This window comes from Mesorhizobium sp. B2-3-14, from assembly GCF_006442175.1.
Lineage (GTDB): Bacteria > Pseudomonadota > Alphaproteobacteria > Rhizobiales > Rhizobiaceae > Mesorhizobium > Mesorhizobium australicum.
Genome location: NZ_VFVP01000004.1, coordinates 185,575 through 200,498, shown reverse-complemented (window position 1 = coordinate 200,498; position 14,924 = coordinate 185,575). Strand labels below are relative to the sequence as shown.

Below are 14,924 nucleotides of genomic sequence, written 5' to 3'. Positions count from 1 at the left end.
ATCATGGAACCGCGCATTTCCATCATCACCATCGCCACCGAAGATCTGGATCGTGCCGTGCGCTTCTACGAGGCGATGGGTCTGAAGCGCCACGCGGGGATCACCGACGGTGTCGCCTTCTTCCAGATGGGCGACGCCATCCTCGGCCTGTTCCCGCGCCCCAGCGCCGAGGAGGACTCCGGTATCACCTTCGCCCAGGCGCCCTCGGCCGTCTATCTCGCCTACAACACCCGCTCCGATGCCGAGGTCGACGAAGTGCTGGCGCAGGCGGAAAAGGCCGGCGGGCGCATCATCAAGCCGGCCGGCCGCGCCTTCTGGGGCGGCTGGTATGGGTACTTCGCCGATGCCGACGGGCATGTTTGGGAGGTGGCTCATAACCCGGCCTTTCCGATCGCGGACGACGGCACGATTTCGCTGCCTGATTGATGGCCTACCGCAAGCAACTGACACGGCTCAAGGCACCGTACCTCAAACGGATTTTGCTCGACCGGGAGCGGGTTACGGACTGGGAAAAGTATCCGTGGAACCTGCCGCTGTTTCGCGGCCACGCGTTCGAGCTCGAATTCACCACGCCCATCACCATCATCGTCGGCGAGAACGGCACCGGTAAATCCACGCTGCTCGAGGCGATCGGCGCGCTGGCCGGCTATGACGAAGCGGGCGGCGGCAAGGGCTACCGGCCGGTCGACCATTCCGGCGCCATCGACGAGAGTGGCGCCGCACTGGCCAACACATTCCGTGGCCACTGGTTGCCAAAAGTCACCGCCGGCTGGTTCTTTCGCGCCGAATCCTTCTACTCGGTGGCCCGCTACCTCGACCAGGCAGCGCTGGAAGATCCGTTCAAGCCACCGCCGCCGGATTTCCTGTCCTGGTCGCATGGCGAAGGCTTCATCCGCTTCTTCGAGGAGCGCTGCCGCAGGCAAGGCATCTATATCCTCGACGAGCCCGAGAGCGCGCTTTCGCCGACGCGCCAGATCGAATTGCTGAAGATGCTGCGGCGCATGGACCAATCGGGCACCGCGCAGGTGATCATGGCGACCCATTCGCCGCTGTTGATGGCCTGTCCCGGCGCGCAGCTGTTCCGCATCAGCCGCTTTGGGCTCGAGCTTGCCGACTTTCGCGATACGGACCACTTCCGCATGCTGCGCGATTTCAGCAATGACCCCGATGGTTTTCTCGCCGAGGCGTTGTATGAGGACGAGACATGAATCACGATAGCTACGACAACACCTATATCGGTGGCATCCTCAATTCGGTGAAGTCGATCGCCATGGTCGGGGCGTCGGCCAATGATGTCAGGCCGAGCTATTTCGTCCTGAAATACCTGCTGGCCAAGGGGTTTTCGGTGTTCCCGATCAATCCTGGCCAGGCCGGCAAGGAAATCCTCGGCCGAATGACCTATGCCAGGCTGGCCGACATACCGGAGCCGATCGACATGGTCGATATTTTCCGCAATGCCGCGGCGGTCCCCGGCATCGTCGACGAGGTGTTGCAACTCGATCCCTTGCCGAAAGTCATCTGGATGCAGCTTGCCGTGCGCCATGACGAGGCAGCCGCCCGTGCCGAAGCGGCCGGCATCAAGGTGGTGATGAACCGCTGCCCCAAGATCGAGTATGGCAAGCTCTCCGGCGAGATCGGCTGGACCGGCGTCAATTCCGGCGTGCTGTCGTCCAAGAAGCCGCTGATGCGCCAGGGTTTTCAGAGTTTCGGCGTGCGCCAGAAATAGGCGCGGCGCAGAGGCGCAAAAAATTATTCCGCGGAACGCCGCATTATCCTGCGGTGTGATCGAAGGATCGGCGCCGAAAGGTATTTTCTTCTTTGCATTCGCACGTCGCCTTCGCCAAGAATGCGCGGCCAATTTAGGAAGTTCAAAGGGAGGTTTCAGTGACCCGTTCGCCAGGTTTCAACACGCTCGCCGTCCATGCCGGCGCCAAGCCCGATCCGGCCACCGGCGCGCGCGCCACGCCGATCTACCAGACGACCTCCTTTGTTTTCGATGACGCCGACCACGCCGCTTCGCTGTTCGGGCTAAAAGCTTTCGGCAACATCTACACCCGCATCATGAACCCGACCCAGGCAGTGCTCGAAGAACGCGTCGCGGCCCTCGAGGGCGGCACGGCCGCCCTTGCGGTCGCTTCCGGCCATGCCGCGCAGGTCATCGTGTTCCACAATCTGATGCAGCCCGGTGACAATTTCGTCGCCGCCAACAAGCTTTACGGTGGTTCGATCAACCAGTTCGGCCATGCCTTCAAGAATTATGGCTGGGAGGTGCGCTGGGCCGAAACCAACGACATCTCGACCTTCGAGAGCCAGATCGACGACAGGACGAAGGCGATCTTCATCGAGAGCCTGGCCAATCCGGGCGGCACCTTCGTCGATATCGAGAAGATCGGCGACATCGCCCGCAAGCACGGCCTGCCGCTGATCGTCGACAACACGCTGGCCTCGCCCTATCTGATCCGGCCGATCGAGCATGGCGCCGACATCGTCGTCCACTCGCTGACCAAGTTCATGGGCGGCCACGGCAATTCGATCGGCGGCGTCATTGTCGACGGCGGCACCTTCGACTGGTCGAAGTCGGGCAAATACCCGATGCTGTCGGAACCGCGCCCCGAATATGGCGGCCTCGTGCTGCACGAGACCTTCGGCAATTTCGCTTTTGCCATCGCCGCGCGCGTGCTCGGTCTGCGCGATCTCGGCCCGGCGATCTCGCCGTTCAATGCCTTCCTTATCCTGACCGGCCTCGAGACCTTGCCGCTGCGCATGCAGCGTCATTGCGACAATGCGATCACGGTCGCCGGCTGGCTGTCCAACCACCCCAAGGTCGCCTGGGTGAATTATCCCGGCCTGCCCAGCGACAAGAACAACGCGCTGCAGAAGAAATATTCGCCGCTGGGCTCCGGCGCCGTGTTCACCTTCGGCCTCAAGGGCGGCTACGAGGCGGGCATCAAATTCGTCGAGGCACTCGAACTGTTCTCGCACCTGGCCAATGTCGGCGACACCAAGTCGCTGGTCATCCACCCGGCATCGACCACGCACCGCCAGCTTTCCGACGAACAGAAGGTCAAGGCTGGTGCCGGACCCGACACGGTGCGGCTGTCCATCGGCATCGAGGATGTCACCGACATCGTCGCCGACCTCGAACAGGCGCTCGCCAAGGTCTGACCTGATATGACCGCGTTTCTTTCCGTCGACACCAAAGGCGTCGAACCCGAATCCGGCGCGCCGGCGCCGGATCGCCTGATCTCGGGCGATCCGAAATTCCGCACCTGGAACGTCGAGGAGCGCGACGGCGGCCTCTATGCCGGCATCTGGGAATCGACCCCGGGCAAGTGGCGCATCGTCTATGAAGAATGGGAGTTCTGCCACATTCTCTCAGGTGTTTCGGTAATCGCCGAAGAGGGCGGCCAAGCGCGCACCGTCAAAGCCGGTGACAGCTTCGTGCTGCGGCCGGGCTTCAAGGGAAGCTGGGAAGTGCTTGAAACGACTCGCAAGGAGTATGTGATCAAGCTTTGAAGCTTGATCACATATCGAGAATCCGATCGGATTTCCGGGCAACTCGCTAGCTAAAAATGGACGGCAAGTCGTTCCAGCCCATGGAAGTGGTATGTGTCGCGGAAGCGCGGCTGTTCGGCGAGATGCAGTTGCGGGTGCCGCTCGAACAAGGTCCTCAGCGAAACCTGCAGTTCGAGGCGGGCCAGCGGCGCACCGATGCAGAAATGGATGCCGGCGCCGAATGATACATTCTTCTGGTCGGTGCGCTCCGGCCGGAAGGTCTGCGGTTCGGCGAAGGCATGCGGATCATGATTGGCCATGCTAAGCAGAAGTCCGATCGTCTGGCCCGGCCGCACGACGATGCCGGGCGCGATTTGGATTTCCTCATAGGCATAGCGCATGAACATGTGCAGCGGCGCATCGAAACGCAGGCATTCCTCGACCGTTGCTGCCGTCAGTTCGGGTGAGGTAAAGAAGCGGCGCGGGTCGCCGCCTTGTGCCAGGATGGAGTGGATGGCATTGCCGGTCTGGTGCACGGTTGCTTCGTGGCCGGCGTTGAGCAGCAGGATGGCCGAGGAGACCAGCTCGTCCTCTGACAGTTTCTGGTCGTCCTCCTGGGCCGAGATCAGCAGCGACAGCAGGTCATCGCCCGGCTTCTTGCGCCGTTCGGTCACGTAGCCGCGCAGGAAATCGGAAAATTCGCCCGCGGCACGGTTGGCCGTCTCCTCGGTCTCACGGGTGCGGCCGTGGATATACATGGCGACCATTTGATGCGACCAGTCGAGCAGTCGCGGCCCCATCTCCACCGGCACGCCAAGCATTTCGGCGATGATGGTGATTGGCAGCGGGGAGGCGAAGGCCGGCAGGAGGTCGACGGCCTTGCCAGGTTCGAAACGATCGATCAATTCGTTGGCGAGCGCCTCGACGCGCGGCCGTAACCGTTCGACCTGACGGGAGACGAAAGCCCGGTTGACCAGTGTTCTCAGCCGCGTATGGACCGGTGGCTCCAGCTCGAGCATAGAATTGGCTTCGATGCCGTCGAATGCCTTGAGATGGGTCCTGTCTTGTCCGACACCGCGGCTGTCGGGGATGCCGGCCGGGTTCTGGCGGCCGAAACGGCGGTCGCGCAACAGCCGGTTGACGTCGCCGAAGCCGCCAAAGCACCAGAAGCCGAACTCTTCCCAGAAAAACGCATTCGAGGCTTCGTGCAGGAAGCCGTAGGCCTCGTAAGGGTTCAGGAAGAAAGCCGGTTCGCGCGGGTCGAGTCTGAGCTGGCGAGTGGCTGGATCAAAGGCCAGATAGGAGAGCGTCGATTTGGTCATGCCAGACCCATAGCGCGGCTTGCCAGCCCGGTTCCAGACCGTATGTTGCGTCCGACAGCCCGATGCATTGAGCCAGGCAGTAGGGTTGCGGAAGGTCTGAACGGATGAATGTGATCGTTGTCGGCGCGGGTATCGCCGGTCTGTCCACGGCGTGGTCGCTGGTCAAGGCGGGCCACGCCGTGTCGGTTGTCGAGCAGGGGCCGATCCCCAATCCGCTGGCGGCATCGGGCGACCATCACCGCATCATCCGCCGCGCCTACCGCGCTGGAACCGGCTATGGGCTGCTGATCACCGAAGCCTACGAGGCCTGGGACGAGATGTGGGCCGATCTCGGCGAGAACCACCTCGACGCGCGGGGCTTCGTCTGCGTTTCGCGCGAGCCCGGCGACGAGGCCGAGGAATACCGCGAGGGCCTGGAAGAGGGAAAATTCCCTTTCGAATTGCTGGGACCGGAGGCAGCCGTAGAGCGCTGGCCGTTCCTTGAGGCCGGCTCGTTCCGCTACGCCTATTTTTCGCCCGAGGGCGGCGCGCTGCATTGCCGCAAAATAGCGGCCGGGCTGGCCAAATGGCTGCGTGCCAATGGAGCCAACGTCTACGAGCACAGCAAGGTGACGGAGATCGATGCCGAGGCCGGCCATATCGTGCTCGAATCCGGCGAGACGATGCAGGCCGACCGCATCGTCGTTACCGCTGGCGCCTGGGTGCTGAAGCTGTTCCCCGAACTCGGCGGCGAATTGAAGACCTTTCGCACCGCGCTCGCCTATGTCGAGCCGCCGGCCGATCTCAGGGCCGCCTGGGAGGCGGCGCCCGTCATTCTCGATGTCGGCGGCACGACCGACGGCTATATGATCCCGCTTACGCGGGGCGCCGGCATGAAATTCGGCTCGGGCCTGCACAAGGTGCCGACCAGCGACGCCGACTGGAACCGCGAGCCGGTGCCCGGCGAGGGCGAGGCGATCCGCAACCTGTTTTCGCCGCCGATCGCCCGCATCGAGGAGTACAAGGTGACCGAAGTGGTCACCTGCGCCTATACGTTCACCGATGACGAGAAATTCCTGGCGCATGAGACCGGCAAGTGCCTGGTCGTCTCGGCGTGCTCGGGTCACGGCTACAAGTTCGGCGCGGCGGTCGGGCGTCGTGTGGCCAAAACCATTGGCGATGGCGATGTCGTCGGTCTTAAGGCCTGGCTGCGGGCCGAGGTGGCCTAAGCCTAGTCCTGGCAGTGCCTTGGAATATGCACCCGCCGCCAGCCGGATGAGCCTTCGCGCACCAGCACGCGGCGCGGGACGGTCTGGTACGCGGCGGGAATATCGATGACGCGCCTTTGCTCGGGCCGCACCAGCACCTCCTCGGCGATGCTGTCATATTGCGCCGGAATGACGACGCGCCGCGTGCGCTCGGGCTGGATCACCACCGTCTCGGCGACGCGTTCAAAGCGTGCCTTGTGCCAAACCTTGCACAACACGCGGCGGCCATGGATGACGCGCCATTCCCAGGAATAGCCGCCGCCATCGACCCTGACGGTGTGATAGACGGTCCTGGTGGCCGCAGGCACCACCTCATACCGAACCTGGGCCGGCACAGTCATCACCACTCGCTCGCGCGTGCCATAGATCGGCGGATCATAGTCGACGATCTGCTGGCCGGGAGGGCTGACCATGACGTCTTCGTAGACGGTGTCGTAAACGGCCGGTGTGTGGACGGGCTCGTAGCATTCGACGGCGCGACCACCGGCCGCCGTTTGCGAAATCGAGCCGAGCATGGTCATCCCTGCAATGGTGAAGCATGTGGTTTTCCCGGACATGGCACTCCCCGTCTGAACTGTAGGCACAAGTTCAACGTTGAATTGTAGGGGAAGCCGTTGCGGAGAAAAGCGGTTTTGGCGCATTTCGTTAAGTGACGAGGTTAAGAAACTGCTACCCTGGCGGGGCCGGTCGGTATTTGAGGTCGGCGTGGCATCAGCTGCTGCTAATTCTTGCCCGGAAGCTTGATTCGACTTACCCAGATGGCTAGGACGGGTCGGCCTTGCACAAGGATGAGCCGGCATCCTATTTACATCTTAACGATCCAGAACCGATTCTGCCCGAGCTGCCAGCCTGTCCGGCGCCGGAATCCCACCGCGAGACAAGAGATAACTGATGAAGAATCCCGTCGAAACCTACATGAACCTCGTTCCGATGGTGGTCGAACAGACCAATCGCGGCGAGCGGGCCTACGACATTTTCTCGCGCCTCCTCAAGGAGCGCATCATTTTCATCACCGGTCCGGTCGAGGACGGCATGGCGACGCTGGTCTGCGCGCAGCTCCTGTTCCTCGAAGCGGAGAACCCGAAGAAGGAAATCAACCTCTACATCAATTCGCCGGGCGGCGTCGTCACCTCGGGCATGGCGATCTACGACACCATGCAGTTCATCAAACCGGCCGTGTCGACGCTGTGCATCGGCCAGGCGGCCTCGATGGGCTCGCTGCTGCTGACCGCCGGCCACAAGGACATGCGTTTCGCCACGCCCAACGCCCGCATCATGGTTCACCAGCCGTCCGGCGGCTTCCAGGGGCAGGCGTCCGATATCGAGCGTCACGCCCAGGACATCATCAAGCTGAAGCGTCGTCTCAACGAGGTCTATGTCAAGCACACCGGCAAGAGCTATGAGGACATCGAGAAGACGCTCGACCGCGACCATTTCATGACCGCCGACGAGGCCAAGGATTTTGGCCTGATCGACAAGGTCATTTCGTCGCGCGAGGCGGCCGAGGGAGCGTTGGCATAAAGGCTAGTTGGCAGTTGGATGGCACCATCACGCGCTTTTGGCGTGTCTTGCGTCATTTCGGCCACAATTGGCTGTTCCCTCGGAGGTCGGGATTGCCTACGTTAAGGCTATGTTGATTTTCGACGGCTTAGCTTTGCGTGGGGAAGCTGCGAATCATTGCCACGTTTTCTGATTTGTGTTTCGTACGGAATACGTTGCGGGAGCCGGAAGACTGGCGGCGGCGGATTCCCGCGATAAATAGAGTATGCGCCCTTTCAGCCAGACCATCGGCGGGCGGCCATGAAAGGACATGAAAATGAGCAAGGTCGGCAACAACAGCGGTGATTCCAAGAACACGCTTTATTGCTCGTTTTGCGGCAAGAGCCAGCACGAGGTGCGCAAGCTGATCGCCGGTCCGACGGTGTTCATCTGCGACGAGTGCGTCGAGCTGTGCATGGATATCATCCGCGAGGAGAACAAGACCTCGATGGTGAAGTCGCGCGAGGGCGTGCCGACCCCGCAGGAGATCCTCAAGGTTCTCGACGACTATGTCATCGGCCAACCCTACGCCAAGCGCGTGCTGTCGGTGGCCGTCCACAACCACTACAAGCGCCTCGCGCATGCCGGCAAGAACAACGATGTCGAGCTGGCCAAGTCCAACATCCTGCTGATCGGCCCGACCGGCTGCGGCAAGACGCTGCTGGCACAGACGCTGGCCCGCATCATCGACGTACCCTTCACCATGGCCGACGCCACGACGCTGACCGAGGCCGGTTACGTCGGCGAGGACGTCGAGAACATCATCCTGAAGCTGTTGCAGTCGGCCGACTACAATGTCGAGCGCGCCCAGCGCGGCATCGTCTACATCGACGAGATCGACAAGATTTCACGCAAGTCCGACAATCCCTCGATCACCCGCGACGTGTCGGGCGAGGGCGTTCAGCAGGCGCTGCTCAAGATCATGGAAGGCACGGTCGCTTCCGTGCCGCCGCAGGGCGGCCGCAAGCACCCGCAGCAGGAGTTCCTGCAGGTCGACACCGCCAACATCCTGTTCATCTGCGGGGGCGCCTTTGCCGGGCTGGACAAGATCATTTCGGATCGCGGCAGGAAAACCTCGATTGGCTTCGGAGCTGTCGTCGCCTCGCCGGAGGATCGCCGCACGGGTGATGTTTTCCGCCTGGTCGAGCCCGAGGATCTGTTGAAATTCGGCCTCATTCCAGAGTTCGTCGGCCGTCTGCCGGTCCTGGCGACGCTGGAGGATCTCGACGAGCCGGCACTGATCCAGATCCTGACCGAGCCGAAGAATGCGCTGGTCAAGCAGTACCAGCGCCTGTTCGAGATGGAAAATGTCGATCTGACCTTCCACGAGAACGCGCTTTCTGCGATCGCCAAGCGCGCCATCGAGCGCAAGACCGGCGCGCGCGGCCTGCGTTCGATCATGGAAGCGATCCTGCTCGACACGATGTTCGAACTGCCCGCGCTCGAAGGCGTGCGTGAGGTTGTGATTTCGGAAGAGGTGGTGACCGGCAGTGCCCGGCCGCTCTACATCTATTCCGAACAGAAGGAAAAGAAGGGCAATGTCAGCGCCTGATATGGCACTTGGCCCTATATTTTTATGGAACGGCGCCCCTGCGGCGCCGTTTTGCTGTGAGGAACCGGCACAGCGTCGCGATGGAGTGGATTGGGGACGATGTTAACTCTTGATCTTTGCCCTGCCTGCCTCCACCTAACACGAGAAGGCCGAGGTGCCCGATTTCTGTGCTGTAAAACTCCCGTCATAAACGGTGGTAGGCGGAACGATCCCCGGTCGTTAATATGAGATTCGCGGTTGGCCTGATGGTGGCCGCGACATGAAAGGTTGGACAATGGCCAAAATATCCAAGGCTCCCAGCGACGGCGTCTTCGCGGTCCTCCCACTGCGCGACATCGTGGTGTTCCCGCATATGATCGTTCCGCTCTTCGTCGGGCGCGAAAAGTCGATCAAGGCGCTGGAAGAGGTGATGGGTCAGGAAAAGCAGATCCTGCTTGCCACCCAGATGAATGCCGCCGATGACGATCCCGAGCCCGATGCGATCTTCGACATCGGCACGCTCGCCAATGTGCTGCAATTGCTGAAGCTGCCCGACGGCACCGTCAAGGTCCTGGTCGAGGGCGCCTCGCGCGCGAAAATCGTCTCCTTCACCGACCGTCCCGACTTCCACGAGGCCAAGGCCACGGCTCTGGTCGAGCCGGAAGAGGAGGAGGTCGAGGTCGAGGCCCTGGCCCGCTCGGTCGTCACCGACTTCGAGAACTACGTCAAGCTGAACAAGAAGATCTCGCCCGAAGTGGTGGGTGCCGCCAGCCAGATCGACGACTATTCCAAGCTCGCCGACACGGTTGCCTCGCATCTTGCCATCAAGATCCCTGAAAAGCAGGAAATGCTGGCCACGCTTTCCGTCAAGGAGCGGCTGGAAAAGGCGATGGGCTTCATGGAAGCCGAAATCTCCGTCCTGCAGGTGGAGAAGCGCATCCGCTCGCGCGTCAAGCGCCAGATGGAGAAGACGCAGCGCGAATACTACCTCAACGAGCAGATGAAGGCGATCCAGAAGGAGCTCGGCGAGGGCGAGGACGGCCGCGACGAGGCCGCCGAGATCGAGGCTCGCATCAAGAAGACCAAGCTCTCCAAGGAGGCCCGCGAAAAGGCGGATGCCGAATTGAAGAAGCTCAGGACGATGTCGCCGATGTCGGCCGAATCGACTGTCGTGCGCAACTATCTCGATTGGCTGCTGTCGATCCCGTGGGGCAAGAACTCCAAGGTCAAGCAGGACCTGGCCTACGCGCAGAACGTGCTCGACACCGATCACTTCGGCCTCGACAAGGTCAAGGACCGCATCGTCGAGTATCTTGCCGTGCAGAGCCGCCAGAAGAAGCTGAAGGGGCCAATCCTGTGCCTCGTCGGCCCTCCCGGCGTCGGCAAGACCTCGCTCGGCAAGTCGATCGCCAAGGCGACCGGTCGCGAATTCATCCGCATGGCGCTTGGCGGCGTGCGTGACGAGGCCGAGATCCGTGGCCACCGGCGCACCTATATCGGCTCGATGCCCGGCAAGGTCATCCAGTCGATGAAGAAGGCCAAGAAGTCCAACCCGCTTTTCCTGCTCGACGAGATCGACAAGATGGGCCAGGACTTCCGTGGCGATCCGTCGTCCGCGCTGCTAGAGGTGCTCGACCCCGAACAGAACTCGACGTTCATGGACCACTACCTCGAGGTCGAATACGACCTGTCGAGCGTGATGTTCGTGACCACGGCGAACACGCTGAACATCCCTGCGCCCCTGATGGACCGCATGGAGATCATCCGTATCGCCGGCTACACCGAGGACGAGAAGATCGAAATCGCCAAGCGGCACCTGATGCCGAAGGTGATCCGCGATCACGCGCTGCAGCCAAAGGAGTTCTCCGTCGGCGAGGACGCGATCCGCGCCATCATCCAGACCTACACCCGTGAAGCGGGCGTCAGAAGCCTGGAGCGCGAGCTGATGAAGCTCGGGCGCAAGGCGGTGACCGAGATCCTGAAGACGAAGAAGAAGACGGTGAGCATCACGGCGGCGAACCTCGCCGACTATCTCGGTGTTCAGCGCTATCGCTTCGGCCAGGTCGAGGCTGACGATCAGGTCGGTGTCGTCACCGGTCTTGCCTGGACGGAAGTCGGCGGCGAGCTGCTGACGGTCGAAGGCGTCATGATGCCCGGCAAGGGCCGCATGACGGTGACCGGCAATCTGCGCGACGTCATGAAGGAATCGATCTCGGCGGCGGCCTCCTATGTCCGCTCGCGCGCCATCGATTTCGGCATCGAGCCGCCGCTGTTCGACAAGCGCGACATCCACGTGCACTTGCCGGAAGGCGCCACGCCGAAGGACGGTCCGTCCGCCGGTGCCGCCATGGCCACGGCCATCGTGTCGGTGCTGACGGGTATTCCGGTGCGGGCCGATGTGGCGATGACTGGCGAGATAACGCTTCGCGGCCGCATCTTGCCGATCGGCGGCCTCAAGGAGAAGCTGCTCGCCGCACTGCGCGGCGGCATCAAGAAGGTGCTGATCCCGGAAGACAACGCCAAGGATCTGGCGGAGATCCCGGACAACGTGAAGAACGGCATGGAAATCATTCCGGTCTCACGCGTCGGTGAGGTGTTGCGCCACGCGCTGGTGCGGATGCCGGAGCCGATCGAATGGGTCGAACCGGTCAATCCGCCGGCTTCCACGGACACGAGCGATGACGCTGGAAAGTCGCTTGCGCATTAGTTTTTTCTAAGGTTGCAGCGCACAAACAGAAAGCCGGGCCTCGCGCCCGGCTTTTTCATGTGAAAAACCCCGGAATTCCGGGCTTTTTCCGCTATTTTCCTGCCTTTTCGACTTGGTTGCGGGAACGCTTCTTTCTAAAGTCCGTTTCCTGCCGGATGAGTCGTGAGTTCCGGTGTTCTCATGGAAGGGAATTTTTATGAACAAGAACGAACTGGTGTCCGCTGTCGCCGACGCCGCGAGCATTTCGAAGGGTGACGCGCAGTCTGCGGTCGATGCAGTGTTTTCTGTCATCTCCGGCGAACTGAAGAAGGGCGGCGATGTCCGGCTTGTCGGCTTTGGCAATTTCACCGTGTCAAAGCGCGCCGCATCCACCGGCCGCAACCCGCAGACCGGCGCCGAAGTGAAGATCCCGGCGCGCACCGTGCCGAAGTTCTCGGCCGGCAAAGGTCTCAAGGACGCCGTCAACTAAGCGCGTTTTTATTTTTGAAAAAACCAGAAAAGCCGGGCTTGCCCGGCTTTTCTTTTCGGCGTATTGGGCCGGACGGTAGCTCCTCAAGCTGTCGGGGCGTCGGCGCGCATGAGGCCTTCGTTCTTGAGGTCGGCCCAGAGCGCTGCAGGGAGTTTGGCGTCCAGGAGCGAGCGGTTGCTCTCGACCTCTTCAGGCCGCTGACCGCCGGGGATGACCGAAACCACCGACGGGTGCAACAGCGGGAACTGCAGGGCGGCTTCGATCAACCTGACCCCATGGCGCTTGCAGACGGCCTCGATGCGCGCCACGCGATCGAGCACTTCCTGCGGCGCCTCGGAATAATTGTAGTAAGCGCCGGACTTCGGTCCGGTGGCCAGGATGCCGGAATTGTACGGGCCGCCGAGAACGATGCCGATGCCGCGTTTCTGGCAAAGCGGCAGGAACGATGTCAGCGCCTCCTGTTCCAGCAGCGTATAGCGCCCGGCAAGCAGGAACAGGTCGAAATCGCCGCGCTCGGCCAGGGTCTGGGCCACCTGCCATTCGTTGATGCCGCCGCCGAACGCCTTGATGACGCCCTGGTCGCGCAAGGCGAGCAGGCCATAATAGCCCGAACGCATGAACTCTTCGATGCGCCGGTCGGACGCCTCCTTGCTGCCGTGGGTGAAGATATCGACATCGTGCACGAACAGGATATCGATGCGGTCGACGCCAAGCCGCTCCAGCGAGGCCTCGAACGAGCGCATGACGCCGTCATAGCTGTAATCGTAGACCTCCTTGCGCGACGGCGTGTCGAAGAACTTGCCGATGCCGGTGCGCTCTTCTGGCGGGCAGGCGCGCATGATGCGGCCGACCTTGCTCGACAGCACGTAGTCGTCGCGCTTCCTGGATCGCAGGAACGGATTGAGGCGCGTTTCCGATAGGCCGAGCCCATAGAGGGGCGCGGTGTCATAATAGCGGCAGCCGGTCGCCCAGGCGGCCTCCAGCGTCGCATTGGCATCCTCGTCGGAGACGGCGCGGTAAAGATTGCCGAGCGGCGCTGTACCGAAACCCAGCTCCGTGAAGGTGATGCCGCCATTGCCGATGCGGTCGAAATGCCGTGTCTTCATATCTTGAAATTTTCCCGGATTGATTTGTCTGACATGACACTATCACGCTCGTGGCTTGGCAAAAGCGCCGCTGAGCGTTGGACACGCATTTTCCCGGTTGCTAGCATGAACCAAATCAAGCTGTTCCGGGGAAAAGCGTGATCAGGAATTGCCAATCCAATTCGATTGCCGGCGCGCAGGCGGCGCGGCCGTGAGCAACTCCAGCTCGGAGATGTTCAAGACCGCGCTCGACGAGCTTGGCGCGGTGCTGGCGCGCGTCGATGGCGATCGGAGCGACGCCGCCTGTGGGATGCTGGTCGGTGCCAGACAGATCGTCGTCTATGGCTGCGGCCGCGAGGCCTTGCAGGTGAAGGGCTTCGCCATGCGGCTCTATCATCTGGGCCTGCCGGTTTCGGTCGTCGGCGACATGACCACCCCGCCTGTAGGGCAGGGCGATGTCCTGCTTGTCAGTTCCGGACCCGGCGAAACCTCGACCGTACTCACCCTGATGCGCATCGCGCGCGAGGCAGGCGCCACCGTCCTGCTCCTGACCGCCCAGGCAGGCGGCAGCGCCGCAGGGCTGGCCGATTTGACGCTGCTGATCCCGGCGCAGACCATGGCCGACGACCAGGGGCCGCAAAAGACGTCGGTGCTGCCGATGGGCTCGGTGTTCGAGGGCGCGTTGTTCGTGCTGTTCGAGATCATGGTGCTGAAACTCAGGGAGATGACCGCGGCGTCGCCGGAAGCCATGCGCGCCCGCCACACCAACATGGAATAGATCATGCGCTATGAACTGATGCTGCCGCACCAGATCCGAAAGGCAATCGCCCAGAATTGGCCGGTCGCGCTGCCGCTCGGCGTGCTGGAATACCATGGCGAGCACATGGCCGTCGGCATGGATACGCTGGCAGTCATCAAGACGCTGGAGCTGTTCGAAAAAGAGAGCGATGTCGTCATCCTGCCGCCCTTCTACTATGGCGCGGCGAGTTACGCGGTGGCACCGCCGGAAGGCAGCGGCTCCGTCCAGGTCGGCGGCAATCAACTGGCGCCATTCGGCGAGGCGCTGTTCTACAGCCTGCTGCGCATTGGGTTTCGCAACATCCACGCCATCATTCATCACCAGACCGAGAATTTCGCCGCCGGCATGCCGACGGATCTCGCCTTCAAGACCGCAGGCAGACAGGCGATCTTCCGCTTCCTCGAGAAGCAGCGTGGCGAGGGCTGGTGGGGTTCAGAGACGATGGCCGACTATTATGCCGGACATGCCGAGGGCGAAAACTTCTTCAACTGGGTGCAGGTGCACCCGCTGATGCCGACCGCCATGAACGGCAAATATCCGTTCGACCATGCCGGCATCGGCGAGACATCGCTGATGCTGGCGCTATGCCCGGAAGCGGTGGACGCCGCGCATTTCGCGGACAACAAAAGCTGGTATACGGCAACTGCGGCGGAAGCCTCGGCAGCACTTGGACAGAAGGGCGTCGCCATGATCATGGATCATCTGCGCGCGATCCTGAAGGCTTAGATTA

The 14,924-nt window shown here is 62.0% G+C and carries 15 protein-coding genes; 12 read left to right on the top strand and 3 right to left on the bottom strand.

What is annotated here, in order from left to right; all coding sequences use genetic code 11:
* Positions 1 to 3: 3 nt before the first annotated feature.
* From FJ950_RS12720 to FJ950_RS12700, 5 genes are all read left to right on the top strand, one after another.
* Positions 4 to 426 (top strand): VOC family protein, encoded by a 423-nt coding sequence (locus FJ950_RS12720; RefSeq protein ID WP_140617031.1) that lies wholly within the window; start codon positions 4 to 6, stop codon positions 424 to 426.
* Positions 426 to 1,208, top strand: a complete 783-nt coding sequence (locus tag FJ950_RS12715; RefSeq protein WP_140617030.1) for an AAA family ATPase — start codon at positions 426 to 428, stop codon at positions 1,206 to 1,208. The genes FJ950_RS12720 and FJ950_RS12715 overlap by 1 nt, the downstream gene beginning before the upstream one ends.
* Positions 1,205 to 1,726 carry a CoA-binding protein gene (locus FJ950_RS12710; protein WP_140617029.1) on the top strand — a complete coding sequence of 174 codons (522 nt, stop codon included), beginning with the start codon at positions 1,205 to 1,207 and terminating at the stop codon, positions 1,724 to 1,726. Before FJ950_RS12715 ends, FJ950_RS12710 begins: the two co-directional genes overlap by 4 nt.
* 158 nt (positions 1,727 to 1,884) lie before the next feature.
* Complete coding sequence (locus FJ950_RS12705; protein WP_023773229.1) at positions 1,885 to 3,165, top strand: O-acetylhomoserine aminocarboxypropyltransferase; 1,281 nt, start codon at positions 1,885 to 1,887, stop codon at positions 3,163 to 3,165.
* 6 nt (positions 3,166 to 3,171) lie between these two features.
* Positions 3,172 to 3,516 (top strand): cupin domain-containing protein, encoded by a 345-nt coding sequence (locus tag FJ950_RS12700; RefSeq protein WP_140617028.1) that lies wholly within the window; start codon positions 3,172 to 3,174, stop codon positions 3,514 to 3,516.
* 50 nt (positions 3,517 to 3,566) lie between these two features.
* Here the strand turns inward: FJ950_RS12700 and FJ950_RS12695 are convergent, their stop codons facing one another.
* Positions 3,567 to 4,817 carry a cytochrome P450 gene (locus FJ950_RS12695; RefSeq protein WP_140617027.1) on the bottom strand — a complete coding sequence of 417 codons (1,251 nt, stop codon included), beginning with the start codon at positions 4,815 to 4,817 and terminating at the stop codon, positions 3,567 to 3,569.
* Between the two features lie 104 nt (positions 4,818 to 4,921).
* Between FJ950_RS12695 and FJ950_RS12690 the strand changes: the two genes are divergently transcribed.
* Complete coding sequence (locus FJ950_RS12690; RefSeq protein ID WP_140617026.1) at positions 4,922 to 6,025, top strand: FAD-dependent oxidoreductase; 1,104 nt, start codon at positions 4,922 to 4,924, stop codon at positions 6,023 to 6,025.
* Between the two features lie 2 nt (positions 6,026 to 6,027).
* Here FJ950_RS12690 and FJ950_RS12685 read toward each other — a convergent pair whose 3' ends face one another.
* Complete coding sequence (locus FJ950_RS12685) at positions 6,028 to 6,621, bottom strand: hypothetical protein (protein WP_140617025.1); 594 nt, start codon at positions 6,619 to 6,621, stop codon at positions 6,028 to 6,030.
* 334 nt (positions 6,622 to 6,955) lie between these two features.
* Between FJ950_RS12685 and clpP the strand changes: the two genes are divergently transcribed.
* The 4 genes from clpP (at position 6,956) to FJ950_RS12665 (ending at position 12,310) form a co-directional block, all read left to right on the top strand.
* Entirely contained in the window at positions 6,956 to 7,585 is a 630-nt protein-coding gene (gene clpP, locus FJ950_RS12680; protein WP_015318198.1) for an ATP-dependent Clp endopeptidase proteolytic subunit ClpP, read from the top strand.
* 295 nt (positions 7,586 to 7,880) lie between these two features.
* Positions 7,881 to 9,155 (top strand): ATP-dependent Clp protease ATP-binding subunit ClpX, encoded by a 1,275-nt coding sequence (gene clpX / locus FJ950_RS12675; protein ID WP_013532190.1) that lies wholly within the window; start codon positions 7,881 to 7,883, stop codon positions 9,153 to 9,155.
* 274 nt (positions 9,156 to 9,429) lie between these two features.
* Positions 9,430 to 11,841 carry an endopeptidase La gene (gene lon, locus FJ950_RS12670; protein WP_015318197.1) on the top strand — a complete coding sequence of 804 codons (2,412 nt, stop codon included), beginning with the start codon at positions 9,430 to 9,432 and terminating at the stop codon, positions 11,839 to 11,841.
* Between the two features lie 196 nt (positions 11,842 to 12,037).
* Positions 12,038 to 12,310 carry an HU family DNA-binding protein gene (locus FJ950_RS12665; RefSeq protein ID WP_015318196.1) on the top strand — a complete coding sequence of 91 codons (273 nt, stop codon included), beginning with the start codon at positions 12,038 to 12,040 and terminating at the stop codon, positions 12,308 to 12,310.
* An 83-nt stretch (positions 12,311 to 12,393) separates the two neighbouring features.
* Here the strand turns inward: FJ950_RS12665 and FJ950_RS12660 are convergent, their stop codons facing one another.
* The gene (locus FJ950_RS12660; RefSeq protein ID WP_140617024.1) at positions 12,394 to 13,416 is read right to left on the bottom strand and encodes an aldo/keto reductase; all 1,023 of its coding nucleotides are present in this window, start codon (positions 13,414 to 13,416) and stop codon (positions 12,394 to 12,396) included.
* 190 nt (positions 13,417 to 13,606) lie between these two features.
* Here FJ950_RS12660 and FJ950_RS12655 point away from each other — a divergent pair, with 190 nt between their 5' ends.
* Both FJ950_RS12655 and FJ950_RS12650 read left to right on the top strand, forming a co-directional pair.
* Positions 13,607 to 14,173 carry an SIS domain-containing protein gene (locus FJ950_RS12655; protein ID WP_140617023.1) on the top strand — a complete coding sequence of 189 codons (567 nt, stop codon included), beginning with the start codon at positions 13,607 to 13,609 and terminating at the stop codon, positions 14,171 to 14,173.
* 3 nt (positions 14,174 to 14,176) lie between these two features.
* Complete coding sequence (locus tag FJ950_RS12650) at positions 14,177 to 14,920, top strand: creatininase family protein (protein ID WP_140617022.1); 744 nt, start codon at positions 14,177 to 14,179, stop codon at positions 14,918 to 14,920.
* Positions 14,921 to 14,924: the final 4 nt, after the last annotated feature.

Coding starts and splice junctions, on each gene's coding strand:
- FJ950_RS12665 (WP_015318196.1), top strand. CDS start 12,038: ATGAACAAGAACGAACTGGTGTCCGCTGTCGCCGACGCCGCGAGCATT.
- FJ950_RS12685 (WP_140617025.1), bottom strand. CDS start 6,621: ATGTCCGGGAAAACCACATGCTTCACCATTGCAGGGATGACCATGCTC.
- FJ950_RS12700 (WP_140617028.1), top strand. CDS start 3,172: ATGACCGCGTTTCTTTCCGTCGACACCAAAGGCGTCGAACCCGAATCC.
- clpP (WP_015318198.1), top strand. CDS start 6,956: ATGAAGAATCCCGTCGAAACCTACATGAACCTCGTTCCGATGGTGGTC.
- FJ950_RS12710 (WP_140617029.1), top strand. CDS start 1,205: ATGAATCACGATAGCTACGACAACACCTATATCGGTGGCATCCTCAAT.
- FJ950_RS12715 (WP_140617030.1), top strand. CDS start 426: ATGGCCTACCGCAAGCAACTGACACGGCTCAAGGCACCGTACCTCAAA.
- FJ950_RS12660 (WP_140617024.1), bottom strand. CDS start 13,416: ATGAAGACACGGCATTTCGACCGCATCGGCAATGGCGGCATCACCTTC.
- FJ950_RS12695 (WP_140617027.1), bottom strand. CDS start 4,817: ATGACCAAATCGACGCTCTCCTATCTGGCCTTTGATCCAGCCACTCGC.
- FJ950_RS12690 (WP_140617026.1), top strand. CDS start 4,922: ATGAATGTGATCGTTGTCGGCGCGGGTATCGCCGGTCTGTCCACGGCG.
- clpX (WP_013532190.1), top strand. CDS start 7,881: ATGAGCAAGGTCGGCAACAACAGCGGTGATTCCAAGAACACGCTTTAT.
- FJ950_RS12650 (WP_140617022.1), top strand. CDS start 14,177: ATGCGCTATGAACTGATGCTGCCGCACCAGATCCGAAAGGCAATCGCC.
- FJ950_RS12720 (WP_140617031.1), top strand. CDS start 4: ATGGAACCGCGCATTTCCATCATCACCATCGCCACCGAAGATCTGGAT.
- lon (WP_015318197.1), top strand. CDS start 9,430: ATGGCCAAAATATCCAAGGCTCCCAGCGACGGCGTCTTCGCGGTCCTC.